Consider the following 16,877-nt stretch of genomic DNA (forward strand, 5'->3'; position numbering starts at 1 on the left):
AATTCCTCTTATATATAAATAAGCTTGGCATACGCCAAGCTTATTGTAACATTTCCCCTTCTACTGGGAGAACTCGTTTAACAGCTTCTACTACTTTCTCATTCTCACCTTCTGATAAGAATAACGAAATATATCCTTTATCTTCGCTCGTACGAATTAAACGTCCAATTCCTTGACGAAGACGTAAAATCATATATGGAACGTCAACATCCCAAAACGGATCATTTACATGCTTGCGCTTCGCTTCAAATACAGGATCATTTGGAGGGAATGGAAGCGACCAAATAATAACGTGAGATAACGAAGAACCTGGAATATCTAAACCTTCCCATAAATGAACTGCACATAATACCGTTTCCTCTTCATTTTGGAAACGAGAAACAAGCTGACTAATCTCTTGATCTCCTTCATATAAAAACGGTACTGACATTTGTTCTTTCCCTACATATTCTTTAAATGCTATTAATTCTTGTTTTGTACGGAATAGAATCAATGTACGTCCATTTGTTTTTTGAATTTCTTCTAATGCGTACTGACATTTTCTTTCCCATTCGTTCGCTTTTGCATATGTCGGTAAGTACACTTTCATCTGCTCTTCATATTCAAACGGAGAAGCAACTGAGAATGATAAATAATCTTTTACCCCTAAACTATTTGCAGTAAATGCAAATGAATTGTTTTCTGATAATGTCGCAGATGAGAAGATGTACGGAATTTTTTGGAGAATACTTTTTCTTGCAGCACTTCTTCTACAGCACGCGGCATAATAACAAGCGTAAAGGCACCATCACCTTCTTCTCCCCACGTAATTACATTTTTCTCATGCATAAACAATCGTAATGAATGCTCTAATACATCTAAATGTTCGTCAACAATATTTAAATCATACGTGTTTACTGTGTACATTTCACTTTCAAAAACAAGCGCATCGCCAACTTCAGAAATTTTTGCATATAATCGCTTTGCTTCTGTCGTTACTTTTTCTGTTAATTGAATTTCTAGACGATCAGAACCAGCAATTTCTTTCTTACTTTCTTTTAGCGCTTCAAAGAACTGTTCCGTTTGCCAAATAGTTTCTTCTACTAAATGAGCGAACTCTTCGCGAATATCATTTTGCAGTAATCTTGTTAAAAGTTGCTCCATCATTGTTTGTTTTAAACGATACGTAAGTGCTTTTTGCGCTGCATATTCTACAAGATGCCCTTCATCAAAAACAACGCAGCTACTTTCCGGTAACAACGGCATTTGTCCTTCACGTTTACGTGCATCATACGTCCAAATATGGTCCATATAGAAATCTTGCGAACAAATAATTAAATCTGCTGCTTTACGATAATGTTCACGAGATAATGTTTGTCCACAGCGATGACGAGACTCACACGTGAAACAATCCTGGAAATAGTCCCAAGATATTTTAGACCATTCTTCATCGTTTAATAACGGAAATTCTTTTCGATCGCCGTAATGAGTAAAGTTTTGCATTGTTCCATGATCAAATACGAATTGAGGCAATTCATAATATAAATCTTCAATCACTTCCGGAGCTCGTCCACTCATTACATCTTCAAGCTTACGTAAACATAGGTAATTCTCCATTGATTTTGCCAAACGTACATCGACAGATAGTCCTAATGCTTCTGATAATTTAGCAATGTCCCCTTCTTCTTTCACGAGCTGCTCAATCAACGTTTCATCCGCACAAGCAATAATAGCTGGCTTCCCTGTATAACGTGCATAACAAATCGCATAAAGAAGGTATACAATCGTCTTTCCTGTCCCAACACCCGCTTCAGCAAACATTACTTTCTTCTCTTGAAATGCTCGTTCTAATTGGAACGCCATAAAAATTTGCTCATCACGCTCTTCAAATCCCTTTTCTGGTAAAATGTCGTAAAATACGTCTCCAATCCACTCATTTAACTTGTCGAAAAAATTATCTTGTTTCCCCACTTCAAATGGCAGCTTTTGCTTCGTAAACATCGTATTCCTCCAACTACATAATTTCTATATAAAAGACAGAGCAACCACTCATAAAAAGAGCAGTTGCTGTTTTCTTGTTGCTTACATAACAAACGAGCGAAAAAAGTTTTCCTAATTGCAGGAAAACTTTTCTACTCTATCAATGATTTTAAATACTGTTTATCAATTAATGTTTCATGTGATAAAGCTGATAAATATTCTTCACGTGCTCTTTGTAATTCATGATCCGCTACGCCGTGAAGGTTTACCTCTTTTTCTAATTCATCATACGTTCGATGAATAGCTTTTTGAATCATAGAAAATTGCAAACCATCCATTAGCGCTTCCTCCTTTAGATTATCGCATAATAGCAAGTATATGCGTTCTAAAGAAGTTTTATACTAATCACGCGGCGGGCGTTTGCCAAAATACTGATAGTAATCAGTGCGAATAAATCCATTAAATAATTTTCGTTTCTTTGATGCATCTTTGCCGTACCATTTCTCAAACTCTGGATGGCTTGTTAATATATATAAAGACCAAGTATCCAGCGGTCGGAATGCTTGTCCCATCTCTGCATACATTTTTTCAACAAGAGGCTTTTCACTTAAACGCTCTCCGTATGGAGGATTCGTCACAACATAACCATATTCCTCTTTTGTTGTAAAATCTTTTACTTGCATTTGCTTAAATGTAATAAGATCACCAAGCCCTACTTCATCAGCATTATCCTGGGCAACTTGTACCATGCGATGATCAATATCTGATCCGATAATTTGAAGAGGTTGATCATAATTCGCTAAGTCTTCCACTTCTTGACGAGCTTCATCCCAATTTTGTTTACCAATCCAACCCCATCCATCAGAAGCAAAATCACGGTTAAAGCCTGGAGCAATATTTTGACCAATTAATGCGGCTTCAAGTGGAATCGTTCCAGAACCGCAAAAAGGATCTACAAACGGGCGATCTGGCTTCCAGTTGGTTAACATAATTAATGAAGCTGCCAATGTTTCTTTTAACGGTGCATCCCCTTGTCCAACGCGGTATCCACGCTTATGAAGCCCAACACCACTTGCATCAATTGTCAACGTTGCTACATCTTTTAATAGCGCAACTTCGATACGAAATAGCGGGCCATTCTCTTCAAACCATGTTGTGCGTCTATATGTACTTTTTAATTTTTCAACGACTGCTTTTTTTACGATACTTTGACAATCAGGTACACTAAATAGTGTAGATTTAATCGATTTACCGATAACAGGGAATTCTCCATTTTCCGGAATATAATCCCCCCAATTTAGCGCCTTTGTTTTTTCAAATAATTCATCAAATGTTGTTGCCTTAAATTCACCAACTTTAATTTTCACACGATCCGCTGTACGGAGCCATAAATTACTGCGACAAATAGCTTTTGCGTCCGCTTCAAACGTTACTTTCCCATTATCTACCTGGCATTCATAACCGAGATTGCGAACTTCTCTTGCAACAAGTGCTTCAATTCCCATTGCAGCAGTTGCAATTAAAGTAACTTTTCCCATTTCCATTCTCCTTATATATATAATCCAACACTCATTGGCAGTAACTGTTCTCTGCTAATCAGTTAAAATCATAACATTTTATTTCACTTCAATTGTATTAAATTTGTAAAACTTTCTTTACCATTTTAACTCACATTCCAAAAATTCATACAAATAAAAAGCCCTCCTCTTACAAAGGAGAGCTGAACAAACTCATGATTGGTTCATAACGTTCTGTAAGCCATGTTCTGTACCTTTGTACTGCAAACGGCCCACGCCTCGTACTCCGGTGGCAATCATCTATCTACAGAGCAATTGCATCTGTCTTTTCCCATCGTTCATTTCCTTAGGAAAAGTTCCCCTACCAATATTTGGGTTTCTCGCTCGTGGGGTTTACCTCGTTCCACTCCCATCATTTCTTCTGGGACTTCGTCACTGTGGCACTTTAAAGGTAGTCAAACCATATCCAATGGACTTAGGTTTTTTCCTGCCGTTAATCCAGCTTTACGCCAGAATACCCTAGCTTATGACTTCGCTAGGCACGAACACTACGACCATCTCAGGTCGTGCGAGCATGGACTTTCCTCTACAACAAAGCGTTGCAGCGATTACCCAAACGTTATGACATGAATTAGTATAGTGGAAACATAAATATTTTGCAACGTTTTTTGCATGTAAATTGCTACAAGTTTATTTAGATGCTTCCATTATTCGTACAATTTACTTCCAAACACAGCTTTTTCCAAATTCGACAGACGTTTTAAAATATCTGTATTCGTATTATTGTAAACTGGTTGCGGAGTAGGAACAGGAGCTGGAGTTGGCGCTGGCTGAGATTGTACTTGTTGTGCCATTGCTTTTTGTTGCTCCAATTCTTGCTTTAAACGTGAATTTTGTTGCTGTAATTGTTCAATTTCTTTATGGAATGCTTCATAATCCTTAATAATCATGTCTAAAAATTTATCTACTTCTTCTTGTTGATAGCCTCGCATTCCCGTTTTAAACTCTTTTTCTAAAATATCTTTCGCTGTTAACTTAATTTTATCAGAAATCATTTAGGTCACCTCAAGTCTTTACCAAAACTTTCATTAAGTAAATTTTTTCAGAAACAGTCCGTTTTGTCAATCATATATCCTTATTCCACTGTTCTTCTTCTATTATATCTTGTAAATCAGAAAAAAGTATAAAATAACATTGATAATTTTGGGCTTCTTCCTTTTTTTCGCTGCTTCTACGATGTATTTAGGACTTCCTGGTTTCTCTTCATCATACATAGCAAGTAATGCATCACTTTTTTCAATGAAAAATTGATTTTTTAGCCGGAATTGTTCTGGGCTTTCATATTTCCGCTTCGTTATACTATCAACGTGATCTGCTTGTGAGAGAATACATTCATAATACTCCCGATTGTTTTCCTTCCAATTTTCTTCCTGATCTAAAAAAGGGGTAAATACAGCTAATTTCAAATCTGGATATTCCAATTGCAAATCAAATACAACTTCGGCTGTCCATAGTTCTACCCCTAATTGTCCACTAATTATAACCCATTCTAATCCTTCTTCTAACATAGGAAGCAGCCTTTGATGTATCGCTTTTTTTATGTAAGAAATTCCAGGATGGTCATTTGAAAAAATCCCTAATTCAAATGGCTTATATCCTGTAGCAGCTACAACTTTCATATGAAACGCCCCTTCTCTTTTCAAAAAAAGAACTAGCAATTTGCTAGTTCTAGCATAACACTTACTTTTTAAACATGCCACCAACATTTGGGCTTGGCGGTAACATTGCTGGACTTACACTTGGGCCAACATTTGGGCCTGGCGGTAACATTGCTGGACTTACATTTGGACCAACATTCGGGCCAAGTGGCGATACTTGAGGACCACCTGGGCCAAACCCACCAAATCCACCAACATACACTGGATCAGCAGGGGATATAACATTTGCAGCAGAGTGTGTTTGTGGGAAATAATGCTGAGATTGCACTACCTGATGATGAACGTGTTTTATATGTGTTGGGTGAATATGAGGGACCACCGTTTTTGAGCATGTGTGTGTTACACAACATTTTGTCGGATGCACAATAGGAGGTGTTGTTGTAATTGGTGCAACTGCTCCCCCGAAAGGTGCAACTGCTCCTCCGAAAGGTGCTGCTCCCCCGAAAGGTGCTGCTCCCCCGAAAGGTGCAACTGCTCCCCCGAAAGGTGCTGCTCCCCCGAAAGGTGCAACTGCTCCCCCGAAAGGTGCTGCTCCCCCTAAGCAAGGATGACAATGATACATAGTTTTCTCTCCTCTCACAGTTTGAAAATGAGCTTACACTTTACAATATGAGAAAAGAGTAAAAGCCGTTTGTTACAAATACCTATTTCTATATCGGAAATTTGTCTATAAAAATTGTTTAAAGTTTGTAAAAATAAAAACAATTAATGTAATCATGACAAAAAACAAAAGTAAAATAACCTTGTTCACATTCGTCCTCTCCATACATCATATTTTAACGCTACCGTCATTGTAAAATGGATAGGAGGTCCGAACAACTCTTTTTTATGACATTTCGCATGTAAAATTTGGGTTTTTATTGAGCCACATATATCATCAATACCTTAGAAAATCCTTCTTCAATTCTTTACACATATTGCCCTATATAAAAGATAAAAAAACTACCCTTATGAGCCCGACTCGTTCAACTAACCTTTCATGGGAAAAGCACCCGTGAAAGGTTAGTTTCACTTTATAAAAAAGCCTCCTACTTGTTTGACAATACCAGTAATTTGATTCATTGCATTCATCATTTGACCTGCAGTACCCATCATTTTATTAATGTCATAATTTCCATCGGCTGTTTTAAATTGCGATATTAAACCAGAAAATTGACTTGGCTGTTGCTTTGCATAATTTTGTTTATTCATCATCGGATATGGCGTATGTGGATGAAAAGAAGATTGAATAGGTTGTTTCGGTGGATAAAACATTGGTTGATTCATTGGCTGATTCATTGGTTGATTCATTGGTTGATTCATTGGCGGAAGTTGAAAAGGTTGAAAATAATTTGTTTGATTCATATAGTAAGGCGTAAAAGGATACATATTATAACGTAAGTATGGATCTTGTTCAATCTGATACATGCTGGAATGTTGAAACATACATTCTCCCTCCTCTAACAGTTTTCTATATAGTTAGAATATGAAATCATAAAAAAAATGTGTAATCATCCTATAAGTTGAAAATTCCTGCGTTGACTAACTTTTTCATTGGCCATTACTAGTCGATCCCCATTTTTCCAAATCATTACCATGAAAGGTAAAAGACAACCGATAGTTGATAAAGTAATACAAATTATACCTTGCGCAAAATTTAAATTTTCAAAAAAATAAAAAAGTAAGCGTTTGTATGCTACCATTATATAGAAAAGATTCTTATGGGGGAGGAATCAGCATGGTATTAGGGGATTTAAAACAAGATTTTTTGAAAAAAAGGGATATGAACCTGAGGATTTGAATGAGTTACTTGATTTTGCAAGACATTCTTATCTACAAGGAAAAATTTGCTTATCACAGTATAGAAGTGTAACACGTGAACTAGAAACAATTGGAGCTACAAAACCAGCTTACGAAACAGAAAAGAATATCGTGACAGAAGTATAAAGTGAAACTTCCATCAGTGGGGGTTTTCTTCATCCTCCACTGATGGTTAGTTGAACCAACCGAGCTTTTACGGGCAGTTGTCCCCCCACATATCTTCTTCGTTTCTCTCTGCATCTTGAAGTGGGGCCTTACTGCCCGCAAATAGCGGGATAAAAAATAAGAGGGGATTCTCCCCTCTTATCACTTACATTGTTCTAAAATATTTTGTAATGTATAATGAATCGCCTGATGTGTTTCATAAAAACGCTTCCCATTCATTTTCTGTGCAAAACACTGTAAAGAATTGCTTTGTAAATTTGTACATACTTGTTCAATTTGCTGTACATGTATATATTTAGGCTTTACTCGATACAACCACTCAAGCGCAAGTTGCTTCCATTCTTCTAATCCTTTGTCTACTAAAGACACGAATGGCTTTATATCATGATAAAAGTCAAACTCAAGTTCTTCACTTTCTCTTTTTTTATAATTGTTTCATCGTTATATTCAATTATTTTTTTGGTCATTTCAATCAATGTTACATATTCCACTATTTCCACCTACTTATATACTAACTGCCACTATTTGAAACGTTTGTACCCAACTACCTTTCTCTTCATGCTGCAATAATTTTGCTTCCATATGCTTTATATGCATTTCCATTATCTCTTCTTTATTAACTACAAATTCTCTTTTTTCCTTAAGCGCATGATTAACTCTAAGTGCCATGTTCATTTCAAGCAAATCAAGAGTATTTAACATCTGATCCATTTTTTTCATTACATCCTCTTTCTGAACCATTTTCATCTTTAAAACGCCTCCCTCTTTGCCTTCCGTTTGTCATGTTAATTCGACAGCTCCTTTTCCGCTCCTGCATGCTTGACAAAACTAGTTTTAATTCGGCAAAGAAAGTGATTTTTTGTATGAAGTTTATGAAAGTGGCAACAATACGAAAGGGAGGTGTTGACAATGGCTAAAAGCAAAAATGAAAACAAGAAAAAACAAACTCAAAGCAAACAAAATAAACCAGAAACAGGAAATCCAAAATTGGATGGACCAAATTTCCCTGCTACATAAAGTGAAACTTCCATCAATGGGCGCTTTTCCCATTGATGGTTAGTTGAACCAATCGGGCTCTTACGGTTGGTTTGACTTCCTCCCCGCTCTCACTTCTTACCAACCGTTTGAGCGGGGTAAAGTGAAACTTCTTTTCATGGAAACGATTCTCTTCCATGAAAAGTTAGTTGAATCAATCGGGCTCTTACAGCTTGTTTAACTTTCTTCCCGCTTTTCATGAAGCGGGATTTTTTTATTATATCATGAATAATGACTTCTGTTAAAAAAGGTCATTGAGTGAAGCAAACAAGTGTAATTGCTTCTGTTTGTGTAAAAACCATTCTGTAATATCAATGTCTATTTTCGGTTCTTCAAACAAAAACAATTCCTCTATATTCATTCCTGAATGAAACCAATCTTTCTCCGCATCACGATGATGGGAGATGACAGAAAATACATCGCGAAGCTGAGGAGTATCTTGTTCCTTAAAAGTAGGGAAGTATTGTTCATAATCTAACCTCGCCCCCGTATGAACTGTTTGAGAAGAAAATGTATAAAACGAATCCTTATAAGTTGGATGAAATAATAACCACGCTAATCGTTTCCCTAACTCAATTCTCTTTATCAGTGTTTCAAACTGACGTACGGAGAAACCATATAATTTCCCATTTACTGTTGGAAATATCACTGCACTAAAATGAAACAATTCCTGAAATTTGAATAATAATGTTTGGAATACATGCTTTTGATAAAAAGGATGCTCAATTACCGGCTTTTGGATGATATGTTGTTCATTAATAATGAGAGTCGTCATAAGTCGATCCTCATTTTTTGATTCCAAAAATAATTCCATTCTACTTCCATAAATATCGACACAGAAAATATTTGCAACAAATGAAACAGAGGTTTTTGCATTTGTTTACTATATCCATACAATAGCAGCTGAGGATATGCATCTAAAAAAATAAGCCAATTTGCACGTTCATATGTAAGAAATAACTGTTTACGTATCTCTTTGGATAAAACTTTTGGATAATATTTTCCTTCTAAATCTGTCATATTCCAGCCTGCATTTCGAGATACCATACTGGCTAAAAATGACCAACGAATTTCTTTATTGCGTTCATAATATTCTTTATAAGCATGCGTGCGCGAAATATTATCAACATTAGCAAGGAGAGTTTGTTGTACAATACGATGCACGAGCTCTTGCTCTTCCTTTGTATAGGAAGTAATCTTCCTTTTTTGTCTTATTTTTTCATATTCGCTTTGTGCAAACATAATGTTCTCACCTCTTCTCTGTATTCAAAAAAATCGCCTATTTTTCATTTTTTTTGATATAATCACCTTTGTAAGTGATTCTATGCAAGTTGGAGTGGACAAACCATGACCATTCGTTACCCAAACGGAAGAAAGTATAATGAAACGCAGCAAACTCATACTGTGCCTACAAGTAAACATACTTATAGTAATAGAGGTATGTCACTTGAAGAGGAACTAAACGAAACAAATCAGTACTATTTAACGCACAATATTGCTTGCGTTCATAAAAAGCCCACCCCTCTTCAAATTGTAAAAGTCGATTATCCGAAGCGAAGTGCTGCTGTGATTAAAGAAGCGTACTTTAAGCAACCTTCTACAACCGACTACAACGGTGTATACAAAGGTAAGTACATTGACTTTGAAGCGAAAGAAACTAAAAATAAAACAAGTTTTCCCTTACAAAACTTCCATCTTCACCAAATTAAACATATGAAGCAAGTATTAGCTCATGGTGGTATTGCATTTGTTATTATTAAATTTACGCTTTTCGATGAATTTTATTTACTAGAAGCAAAACAAATCATTACATTTTGGAATCGACAAGAAGCTGGTGGACGTAAATCAATTACAAAACAAGAAGTGGAAGAGCTTGGGTACTTATTACCGTGCGGTTATCACCCCCGCATTGATTATATTCATATACTAGACACACTTTATTTTTCGTGATAGAGTCAACAATAAGGCTCATTTTTCGACTTTTGGGGAGGAAATGAAAGGTAGGAGAAAGTATAATGTCAGAAAATTATCGTTCTCGTGAAGAACGAAAACACGCTAAAAAACAGAAACAAGAACAGCCTAAAAAAGCGAAACCAAAGAAAAAAGGTTCTTTTCTACGTAAATTTCTAATCACTTGCTTAATAGTCGGCATTGTGGCACTAATAGCTGGGGTTTCTGCTTTCTTTATTATAATAAAGGATGCTCCAAAATTAGATAAAGCGAAACTTGAAGTTCCATTATCAACAAAATTTTATGATAAAGACGGAAATTTCGTATATGAATATGGCGCTGAAAAGCGAACAAAGGTCACATATGATCAAATTCCAAAAGTAGTAGAAAATGCCTTCCTAGCTACAGAAGATTCACGTTTTTATGAGCACCATGGAATTGATTTTAGGCGTACGGCAAAAGCGATTTTCTCAAACTTGACTAGTGACTCCGGTACTCAAGGTGGTAGTACAATTACACAGCAAGTTATTAAAAACTATTACCTAACACCGGAACAAACAATAAAACGTAAAGTACAAGAATGGTATTTAGCTTACAAGTTAGAGCAGCAATATTCAAAACATGAAATTCTAGAAATGTACTTAAACAAAATTAACTTAGGTAACCGTTCTTACGGTATTGCAACAGCTGCAAAAAATTATTATGGAAAAGAATTAAAAGATTTAACATTACCTGAGGCAGCGATGCTTGCAGGATTACCACAAGGTCCTAGTATTTATGATCCGACAAAACCAGAAAACGTCAAGGCTGCAACAGAACGACGCGATACAGTCTTATATTTAATGAACAGACATGGCTATATTACGAAGAAAGAAATGGAAGATGCGAAGAAAGTTCCAGTAACGGAAGGTCTTCAGCCATCTCAAGAAGCAACACAAATGCCTTATCAAGGATTCTTAGATGCCGCTGTAAAAGAAATCGAATCGCAAATTAAAGATGTCAACATTGGTTCTGATGGTCTTTCAATTTATACAACATTAGATCCAAAAGCACAGGACTATGCAGATAAAATGATGAACACAGAAGAAATCATTAACTATCCGGATGAAAAATTCCAGGGTGCATTCGTATTCATGGATACGAACTCAGGTGAAGTTCGTGCAATTGGTAGCGGACGCGGTGAAAATAAAGCAACATTTAAAGGACATAACATAGCTATTGACTCAGAACGCCAAGTAGGTTCTACAATGAAGCCAGTTTTTGATTACGGCCCTGCTATTGAATATAAGCAATGGTCAACATATCATCAAGTTGACGATTCGCCGTATAAATATTCAACAGGACAAGAGGTTCGAAATTTTGATAACGGCCACAAAGGTCCAATGTCAATGCGCGATGCATTAGCACAGTCCCGTAACGTGCCTGCTGTGAAAACTGCTAAAGAGGTTGGTATAGGTAAAGCACAAACTTTCGCTGAAGGACTTGGTTTTACATTTGGAGCAGATGGTGCCCAAGAATCAACAGCAATCGGTAGTAATGCCGCTTCTCCTCTTACAGTTGCAGGAGCATATGCATCATTCGGAGACGGTGGTGTATATCATAAACCACACTTTGTAACAAAAGTTGTGTATCCGGATGGTAAAGAAGTGAACTTTACACCAAAAGGAAAACGAGTAATGAAAGATTACACAGCATATATGACTACAGATATGCTTCGTACTGTTGTAGATTCTGGTACTGGTACAAAAGCAAATGTTAGTTCACTAGATGTTGCTGGTAAAACAGGGACAACAAACTATGATTCAAAAGAACTAAGAGCTACTGGTTTCCCTGCTTCTGGAAGTCCTGATAGTTGGTTTGCAGGCTATACACCACAATATACGATGGCTGTATGGACTGGGTATAATAAACGAACTGAAGGCTATGTTGACAAAAATTCATCAGCGATCGCACAACGTATGTTTAAAGCGATGATGAGTGAATTTGGAACTGATACATCTCGTTTTGAAATGCCAAGCAGTGTAGAACGCGTAAATGATGAACTTTATGTGAAAGGTGCTAAAAAAGATAATATTAAAAAGATTGACGTAAGTGCCCCAGGTGGTTTACAGGCTGCATATGATCAATCTTCTAATAGCATCCAACTAAAATGGGCTGGTTCATCTGATACAGATGTATCCTACTCTGTAAGCTACAAAGGCAGTGATGGTTCCAGCGGAAGTCCAGACATAAGTGGTACAAGCGCAACAATTAGCGGCGTACAACCTGGTGCTACCTATACCATTTCTCTCGTTGCGACAAAAGGTAATAGCTCTAGTGCTCCGGTAACAGCGACGGTAGTAGTACCTGGTGATGATGCTAAGAAAAAAGCTGAGGATGATGCTGCTAAGAAAAAGGCTGAAGAAGATGCCGCTAAGAAAGCTGAACAAGATAAGCAAAATCAAAACAACGGAAATACCACACCAGGTGGCGGAAATACCACACCAGGTGGCGGAAATACCACACCGGGTGACGGAAATACCACACCAGGTGGCGGAAATACCACACCGGGTGGTGGAAATACCACACCAGGTGGTGGAAATACCACACCGGGTGACGGAAATACCACACCAGGTGGCGGAAATACCACACCGGGTGACGGAAATCATCCGAATCCACCAGCAGAAGGTGGAAATCCAAATAAACCGACTCAATAATAACGATAACAAGCTACACACTAATAAAAAAGAAGCCATCTTCTCTACCGAGAAGATGGCTTCTTTTGCATAATGAGTACTTTTACATATAACTTTTCCAATTCTTCATATAACTGTGTCAGCTGAATAAAAGAATGATAATGATCTGGCTGTTTCATAATAAATAAAAAACGTTCCATAAAGTTAACTGGTTTTTTTCTAATCTTTCTATTTGTTCATTCATATCCTGTAAACTGACAACAGGTGTTCTATTCATCCAGTGTAAAATAGATAAAAGATGTCCTGCAAATCGTACCATCGGATCTTTTGCTTCTTTTTTGTTTCGATTTCGAAATAATATAGAAATCTCTTCTTTTTGTTCTTTCCATAAGTTTAATACAGTAGAAATACTCATTTCTATCTCATTCCATGGCTTATATCGCTGCTCGATATCAAAGAGAAAGCACGTCTCTTTTAAAAGCTCTCCAAATGATTTTTCTACATTGTATTCAATGACAGTCTCTTCCTCAAAGAAAGGACTACACCGAAAATCATTTGGTATTTCAAGTACTTGCTTCATTTCTTCTCCTTCTCTCTCATGCGTTTCTTACCTTCACGACATAGCTCTAACAGCCTGCATTCTTCGCACTGGGGACGCTGCGCCTTGCAGTGATAACGCCCAAAAAAGATCATACGATGATGTGTTACGCCCCACTCTTCCATCGGTACTTTCTTCATTAATGTCTTTTCTACTTCTAATACAGAATCTTTCCATTTGCAAAAGGCAAGTCGTTTACTAACGCGCTCTACATGCGTATCAACGGCAATGGCCGGAATACCAAATGCAACGGAGACAACAACATTTGCAGTTTTTCGTCCTACACCTGGTAACTTCGTTAACTCGTCTCTATCTTGCGGCACCTCTCCACCATACTCATCAATAAGCATACGGCATAGCTTTTGAATATTTTTCGCCTTATTCCGATACAAACCAATAGAACGAATATCCTGCTGCAATTCTTCTAAAGACACGCTTAAATAATCCTCTGGTGTTTTATATTTTTGAAATAGATTTTTTGTTACTTTATTTACAAGAACATCTGTACACTGCGCAGATAGCGCTACCGCAATAACAAGTTCAAATGCGTTGTCATGATTAAGTTCACAATGCGCTTCTGGGTACATCTCTCCCATTACATCAAGGCAATGTCTAATTTGTGTTTTATTTAGCATTTTTTCCTCCTACCATTATTGCTCTAGCCAATTATAAAACGGCACTTTTCCTGTATACTTCGTTTCTTGTCGTGATACTTGCTGATTTCGTTGCTGATTTTCTCTAAATTTCCGTCCTTGGTTCTGTGCTTGATCAACCGTTTTAATTCCATTCTTCTTCCATTCAAACAATATGCGATCGATATAACGAAAGTTCAATTTTCCACTCATAACAGCTTCGCGAAGAGCAGTTTGGATTAAAAGTGGATCGTGATGATCCTGATCTTGCCACATTGCTAACGTCTCGCACTCAAATGGAGATAATGGCCTTCCAAATTCATGCTCAAACACTGTATATAAATTGATTTGTAATTGTTTTTGTTCTCGCTCTTCCTCTTCAATATTTTCACTCATTAAAAAATGTAATATCTTTTCCCAAAGAGGCTGTAACGAGTAGCTTTCGCAAATCATTGCTGCGGATTTACGTCCTCCTTCTAGCGCTAAAAAGCCTTTTTGAATTAACGCTTGAATAATCTCCATACACTTTGTTTGTGTAATGGTCATCCGCTCTGCAATTTCTCCTGGTGTTGGGAAAGAGTTTCCCGACTCTAAAAATGTATGGACATGCAACAGTACCATGAACTCTACTTCATTTAAACCGAGTTTTTTATAGTGCATCATTAATAATTTTGGAATCACAATGCTGCCTTGTTCAAACCACTCTAACATGATTTTTTCTTCATAATCAAACACCTCACTTTCTAGTATAACATACCTCTTCTCATTTCTTTTTGACATAATTCGTCAAAAAAACCTCCCTATACGAAAGGGAGGTATCATTTGAACTGTCTAAGACAATTGGCAAAGATAGAAATGAAAGAGCTACGCTTAGCCTTTCATTTTGTTTTTCATAAATGTATCAATACGTTCTAACGCTTTCTCTAATTGTTCAAGTGAAGTTGCGTATGATAAACGAACGTTATTTGGTGCTCCGAATCCTGTTCCTGGAATGAGGGCAACTTTCTCTTCTTCTAATAATGCTTTTGCCCATTCATCAACTGATTCATAACCAGCTAATGCTACTGCTTCTTTCACATTCGGGAACAGATAGAACGCTCCTTGCGGTTTAATGCAAGAGAACCCAGGAATTTGAATCAGTTTCTCATAAACGATATTTAAGCGCTCTTCAAATGCGCTGCGCATCATTTCTACAGGTTGTTGATCTCCAGCATAAGCAGCAATCGCTCCGTACTGTGCAATTGAAGTAGGGTTTGATGTACTGTGACTCGCTAAGTTCGTCATCGCTTTAATAAGTTCTTTATTACCTGCTGCATAACCAATGCGCCAGCCTGTCATTGAGTGCGATTTTGACACACCGTTAATAATAAGAGTCTGTTCTTTTAATTCATTAGAAAGCTGAGCAATTGATGTATACTCTGCATCGCCATAAATTAATTTCTCATAAATTTCATCAGAAACAATTAAAATGTTATGCTCTAAGCATACTTGCCCAAGCTGCTGCAACTCTTCTTTGCTATAAATCATCCCTGTTGGGTTGCTAGGTGAGTTAATAATTACGGCTTTCGTTTTCTCTGTAATTACTTGACGCAATTGCTCTGGTGTGATTTTGTAATTATTTTCTTCTAATCCATCTACATATACTGGCTCACCACCTGCAAGTTTTACTTGCTCTGGGTAACTTACCCAATACGGAGTTGGAATAATAACTTCATCACCTTCATCAAGTAATACTTGAAAAAGCGTATATAAAGCATGCTTTGCACCGTTACACACAATAATTTGAGATGGTTCATAAGATATACCTTGGTCACGCTCAAACTTTTTGATAATTTCTTGTTTCAGCGTAGCTAATCCACCTGTTGGTGTATATTTCGTATGACCTTCTAACATTGCTTTATGAGCAGCATCCATAATATGTTCTGGCGTATTAAAGTCAGGCTCTCCTGCTCCTAATGCAATTACATCATGTCCCTCTGCTTTTAATGCTTGTGCCTTTGCTGTAATTTCTAACGTTGTAGATGGTGTTAGAGCAGCTACTCGCTTTGCTAATTTCATCCTGAGTTCCCCCTGCACTTATTTTTCAATGCTATATCGTTTTAAAAACTTACCATCTTCGAATGCAAGATAATAGTAAGTGTAACGATTTTCATCATCAATATATGTAACTTCCCATAATGGAACATTGTTTTCAGCGCCTAATTTCGCTTTCACAAATTGCTTCGGCTTTCGCTCTTTGGCAACAATTTGCAAAGCATCTTTTTCAGAAATACCTTCACTTGCTTTTCGCACCAGAATATCTCCTTTTTTCTCAGGCACCCAAACGATATATTGTTCTCCTTTTTCATTCACACCTTGTACAACTTCATATGGAGCTTGACCGTTATAATAATCGACTTTTGTTACTTTAGTAAGTTTTGCTTTTTCTTTTGCAATCTCAACTGTTTTCGATTCTTTCGGAATTTTTTCTCCATCGTTGTATTATAGATGTGTACCCCATATAAAACAACAGCAACGATTACAATAAAAATTGTCAAAATCCACTTTTTCATTGTATCACTACGTTCTGTAAATCGTAAATATTGCTGTCTCTTTTTCTTTTTCATCTAACGCTAATCCGAACATCAGATCTTTTTCTTTTAATGTTCGATTTAAACTATCAACAATCTTGTATAAATCAGACGTGTATCCAAGACGCGTCGTTGATAGTACTTCAATTTTCTTCTCCATAAAAACTCCTCCGTTACACAAAATTTCTAATTATAGAAGAACGCATTGCGGTTACAATAAGAGTACATTCTTTATAAACCCTGCTTCATCACCCATCT

At 36.9% G+C, this 16,877-nt stretch carries 12 protein-coding genes, 1 other RNA gene and 7 pseudogenes; 3 read left to right on the plus strand and 17 right to left on the minus strand.

The annotated features are described in order from the left end of the window. Positions 1–40: 40 nt before the first annotated feature. From ACEWFJ_RS16865 to ACEWFJ_RS16900, 8 genes and pseudogenes are all read right to left on the minus strand, one after another. A pseudogene (locus ACEWFJ_RS16865) lies at positions 41–1,980 on the minus strand (ATP-dependent DNA helicase). 131 nt (positions 1,981–2,111) lie between these two features. After that, positions 2,112–2,297, minus strand: coding sequence for a DUF3921 family protein (locus tag ACEWFJ_RS16870; RefSeq protein ID WP_098309363.1), 186 nt, complete (start codon positions 2,295–2,297; stop codon positions 2,112–2,114). Between the two features lie 63 nt (positions 2,298–2,360). After that, complete coding sequence (locus tag ACEWFJ_RS16875; protein WP_473689299.1) at positions 2,361–3,497, minus strand: THUMP domain-containing class I SAM-dependent RNA methyltransferase; 1,137 nt, start codon at positions 3,495–3,497, stop codon at positions 2,361–2,363. Between the two features lie 211 nt (positions 3,498–3,708). After that, positions 3,709–4,096: RNase P RNA component class B (gene rnpB, locus ACEWFJ_RS16880), an RNA gene on the minus strand. 87 nt (positions 4,097–4,183) lie between these two features. Further along, on the minus strand, positions 4,184–4,531 hold the full coding sequence (gene gpsB, locus ACEWFJ_RS16885) for a cell division regulator GpsB (RefSeq protein WP_098309365.1): 348 nt from the start codon (positions 4,529–4,531) through the stop codon (positions 4,184–4,186). Between the two features lie 70 nt (positions 4,532–4,601). Continuing rightward, positions 4,602–5,155 (minus strand): annotated as a pseudogene (locus tag ACEWFJ_RS16890) (SLOG family protein). Between the two features lie 61 nt (positions 5,156–5,216). Beyond that, a complete protein-coding gene (locus ACEWFJ_RS16895; RefSeq protein WP_473692571.1) occupies positions 5,217–5,579 on the minus strand; it encodes a CotD family spore coat protein in 363 nt (120 codons plus the stop codon). 623 nt (positions 5,580–6,202) lie between these two features. Then, positions 6,203–6,619 (minus strand): YppG family protein, encoded by a 417-nt coding sequence (locus ACEWFJ_RS16900; RefSeq protein WP_473689300.1) that lies wholly within the window; start codon positions 6,617–6,619, stop codon positions 6,203–6,205. 292 nt (positions 6,620–6,911) lie between these two features. On the opposite strand from ACEWFJ_RS16900, the pseudogene ACEWFJ_RS16905 reads away from it, so the two are divergent. Beyond that, positions 6,912–7,120, plus strand: a pseudogene (locus ACEWFJ_RS16905) (YppF family protein). A gap of 180 nt (positions 7,121–7,300) precedes the next feature. On the opposite strand, the pseudogene ACEWFJ_RS16910 reads toward ACEWFJ_RS16905, so the two are convergent. The 3 genes and pseudogenes from ACEWFJ_RS16910 to ACEWFJ_RS16920 all read right to left on the minus strand — a co-directional run bounded on the left by ACEWFJ_RS16910 (position 7,301) and on the right by ACEWFJ_RS16920 (position 9,436). Beyond that, positions 7,301–7,650: pseudogene (locus ACEWFJ_RS16910) on the minus strand (YppE family protein). A 13-nt stretch (positions 7,651–7,663) separates the two neighbouring features. Continuing rightward, on the minus strand, positions 7,664–7,906 hold the full coding sequence (locus tag ACEWFJ_RS16915; protein ID WP_473689301.1) for a hypothetical protein: 243 nt from the start codon (positions 7,904–7,906) through the stop codon (positions 7,664–7,666). Between the two features lie 529 nt (positions 7,907–8,435). After that, positions 8,436–9,436, minus strand: a pseudogene (locus ACEWFJ_RS16920) (DUF2515 domain-containing protein). 105 nt (positions 9,437–9,541) lie between these two features. On the opposite strand from ACEWFJ_RS16920, the gene recU reads away from it, so the two are divergent. Both recU and ACEWFJ_RS16930 read left to right on the plus strand, forming a co-directional pair. Then, positions 9,542–10,144 carry a Holliday junction resolvase RecU gene (gene recU / locus ACEWFJ_RS16925; RefSeq protein ID WP_473689302.1) on the plus strand — a complete coding sequence of 201 codons (603 nt, stop codon included), beginning with the start codon at positions 9,542–9,544 and terminating at the stop codon, positions 10,142–10,144. A gap of 65 nt (positions 10,145–10,209) precedes the next feature. Continuing rightward, positions 10,210–12,840: a PBP1A family penicillin-binding protein gene (locus ACEWFJ_RS16930; RefSeq protein WP_473689303.1), complete on the plus strand. Its 2,631-nt coding sequence runs from the start codon at positions 10,210–10,212 to the stop codon at positions 12,838–12,840. A 44-nt stretch (positions 12,841–12,884) separates the two neighbouring features. Here ACEWFJ_RS16930 and ACEWFJ_RS16935 read toward each other — a convergent pair. The 6 genes and pseudogenes from ACEWFJ_RS16935 to ACEWFJ_RS16960 all read right to left on the minus strand — a co-directional run bounded on the left by ACEWFJ_RS16935 (position 12,885) and on the right by ACEWFJ_RS16960 (position 16,779). Continuing rightward, positions 12,885–13,399: pseudogene (locus tag ACEWFJ_RS16935) on the minus strand (YpoC family protein). Further along, complete coding sequence (nth, locus tag ACEWFJ_RS16940; protein ID WP_098309376.1) at positions 13,396–14,052, minus strand: endonuclease III; 657 nt, start codon at positions 14,050–14,052, stop codon at positions 13,396–13,398. Before nth ends, ACEWFJ_RS16935 begins: the two are co-directional and overlap by 4 nt. Positions 14,053–14,067: 15 nt before the next feature. Then, positions 14,068–14,829 carry a DNA replication protein DnaD gene (gene dnaD, locus ACEWFJ_RS16945; protein WP_473689304.1) on the minus strand — a complete coding sequence of 254 codons (762 nt, stop codon included), beginning with the start codon at positions 14,827–14,829 and terminating at the stop codon, positions 14,068–14,070. 90 nt (positions 14,830–14,919) lie between these two features. Beyond that, positions 14,920–16,107 carry a pyridoxal phosphate-dependent aminotransferase gene (locus ACEWFJ_RS16950; RefSeq protein ID WP_473689305.1) on the minus strand — a complete coding sequence of 396 codons (1,188 nt, stop codon included), beginning with the start codon at positions 16,105–16,107 and terminating at the stop codon, positions 14,920–14,922. An 18-nt stretch (positions 16,108–16,125) separates the two neighbouring features. Continuing rightward, positions 16,126–16,601: pseudogene (locus tag ACEWFJ_RS16955) on the minus strand (cell wall elongation regulator TseB-like domain-containing protein). A gap of 7 nt (positions 16,602–16,608) precedes the next feature. Then, positions 16,609–16,779 carry a YpmA family protein gene (locus ACEWFJ_RS16960; RefSeq protein WP_098309380.1) on the minus strand — a complete coding sequence of 57 codons (171 nt, stop codon included), beginning with the start codon at positions 16,777–16,779 and terminating at the stop codon, positions 16,609–16,611. Between the last annotated feature and the right edge of the window lie 98 nt (positions 16,780–16,877).

The organism is Bacillus sp. EA-CB0995, from assembly GCF_055814245.1.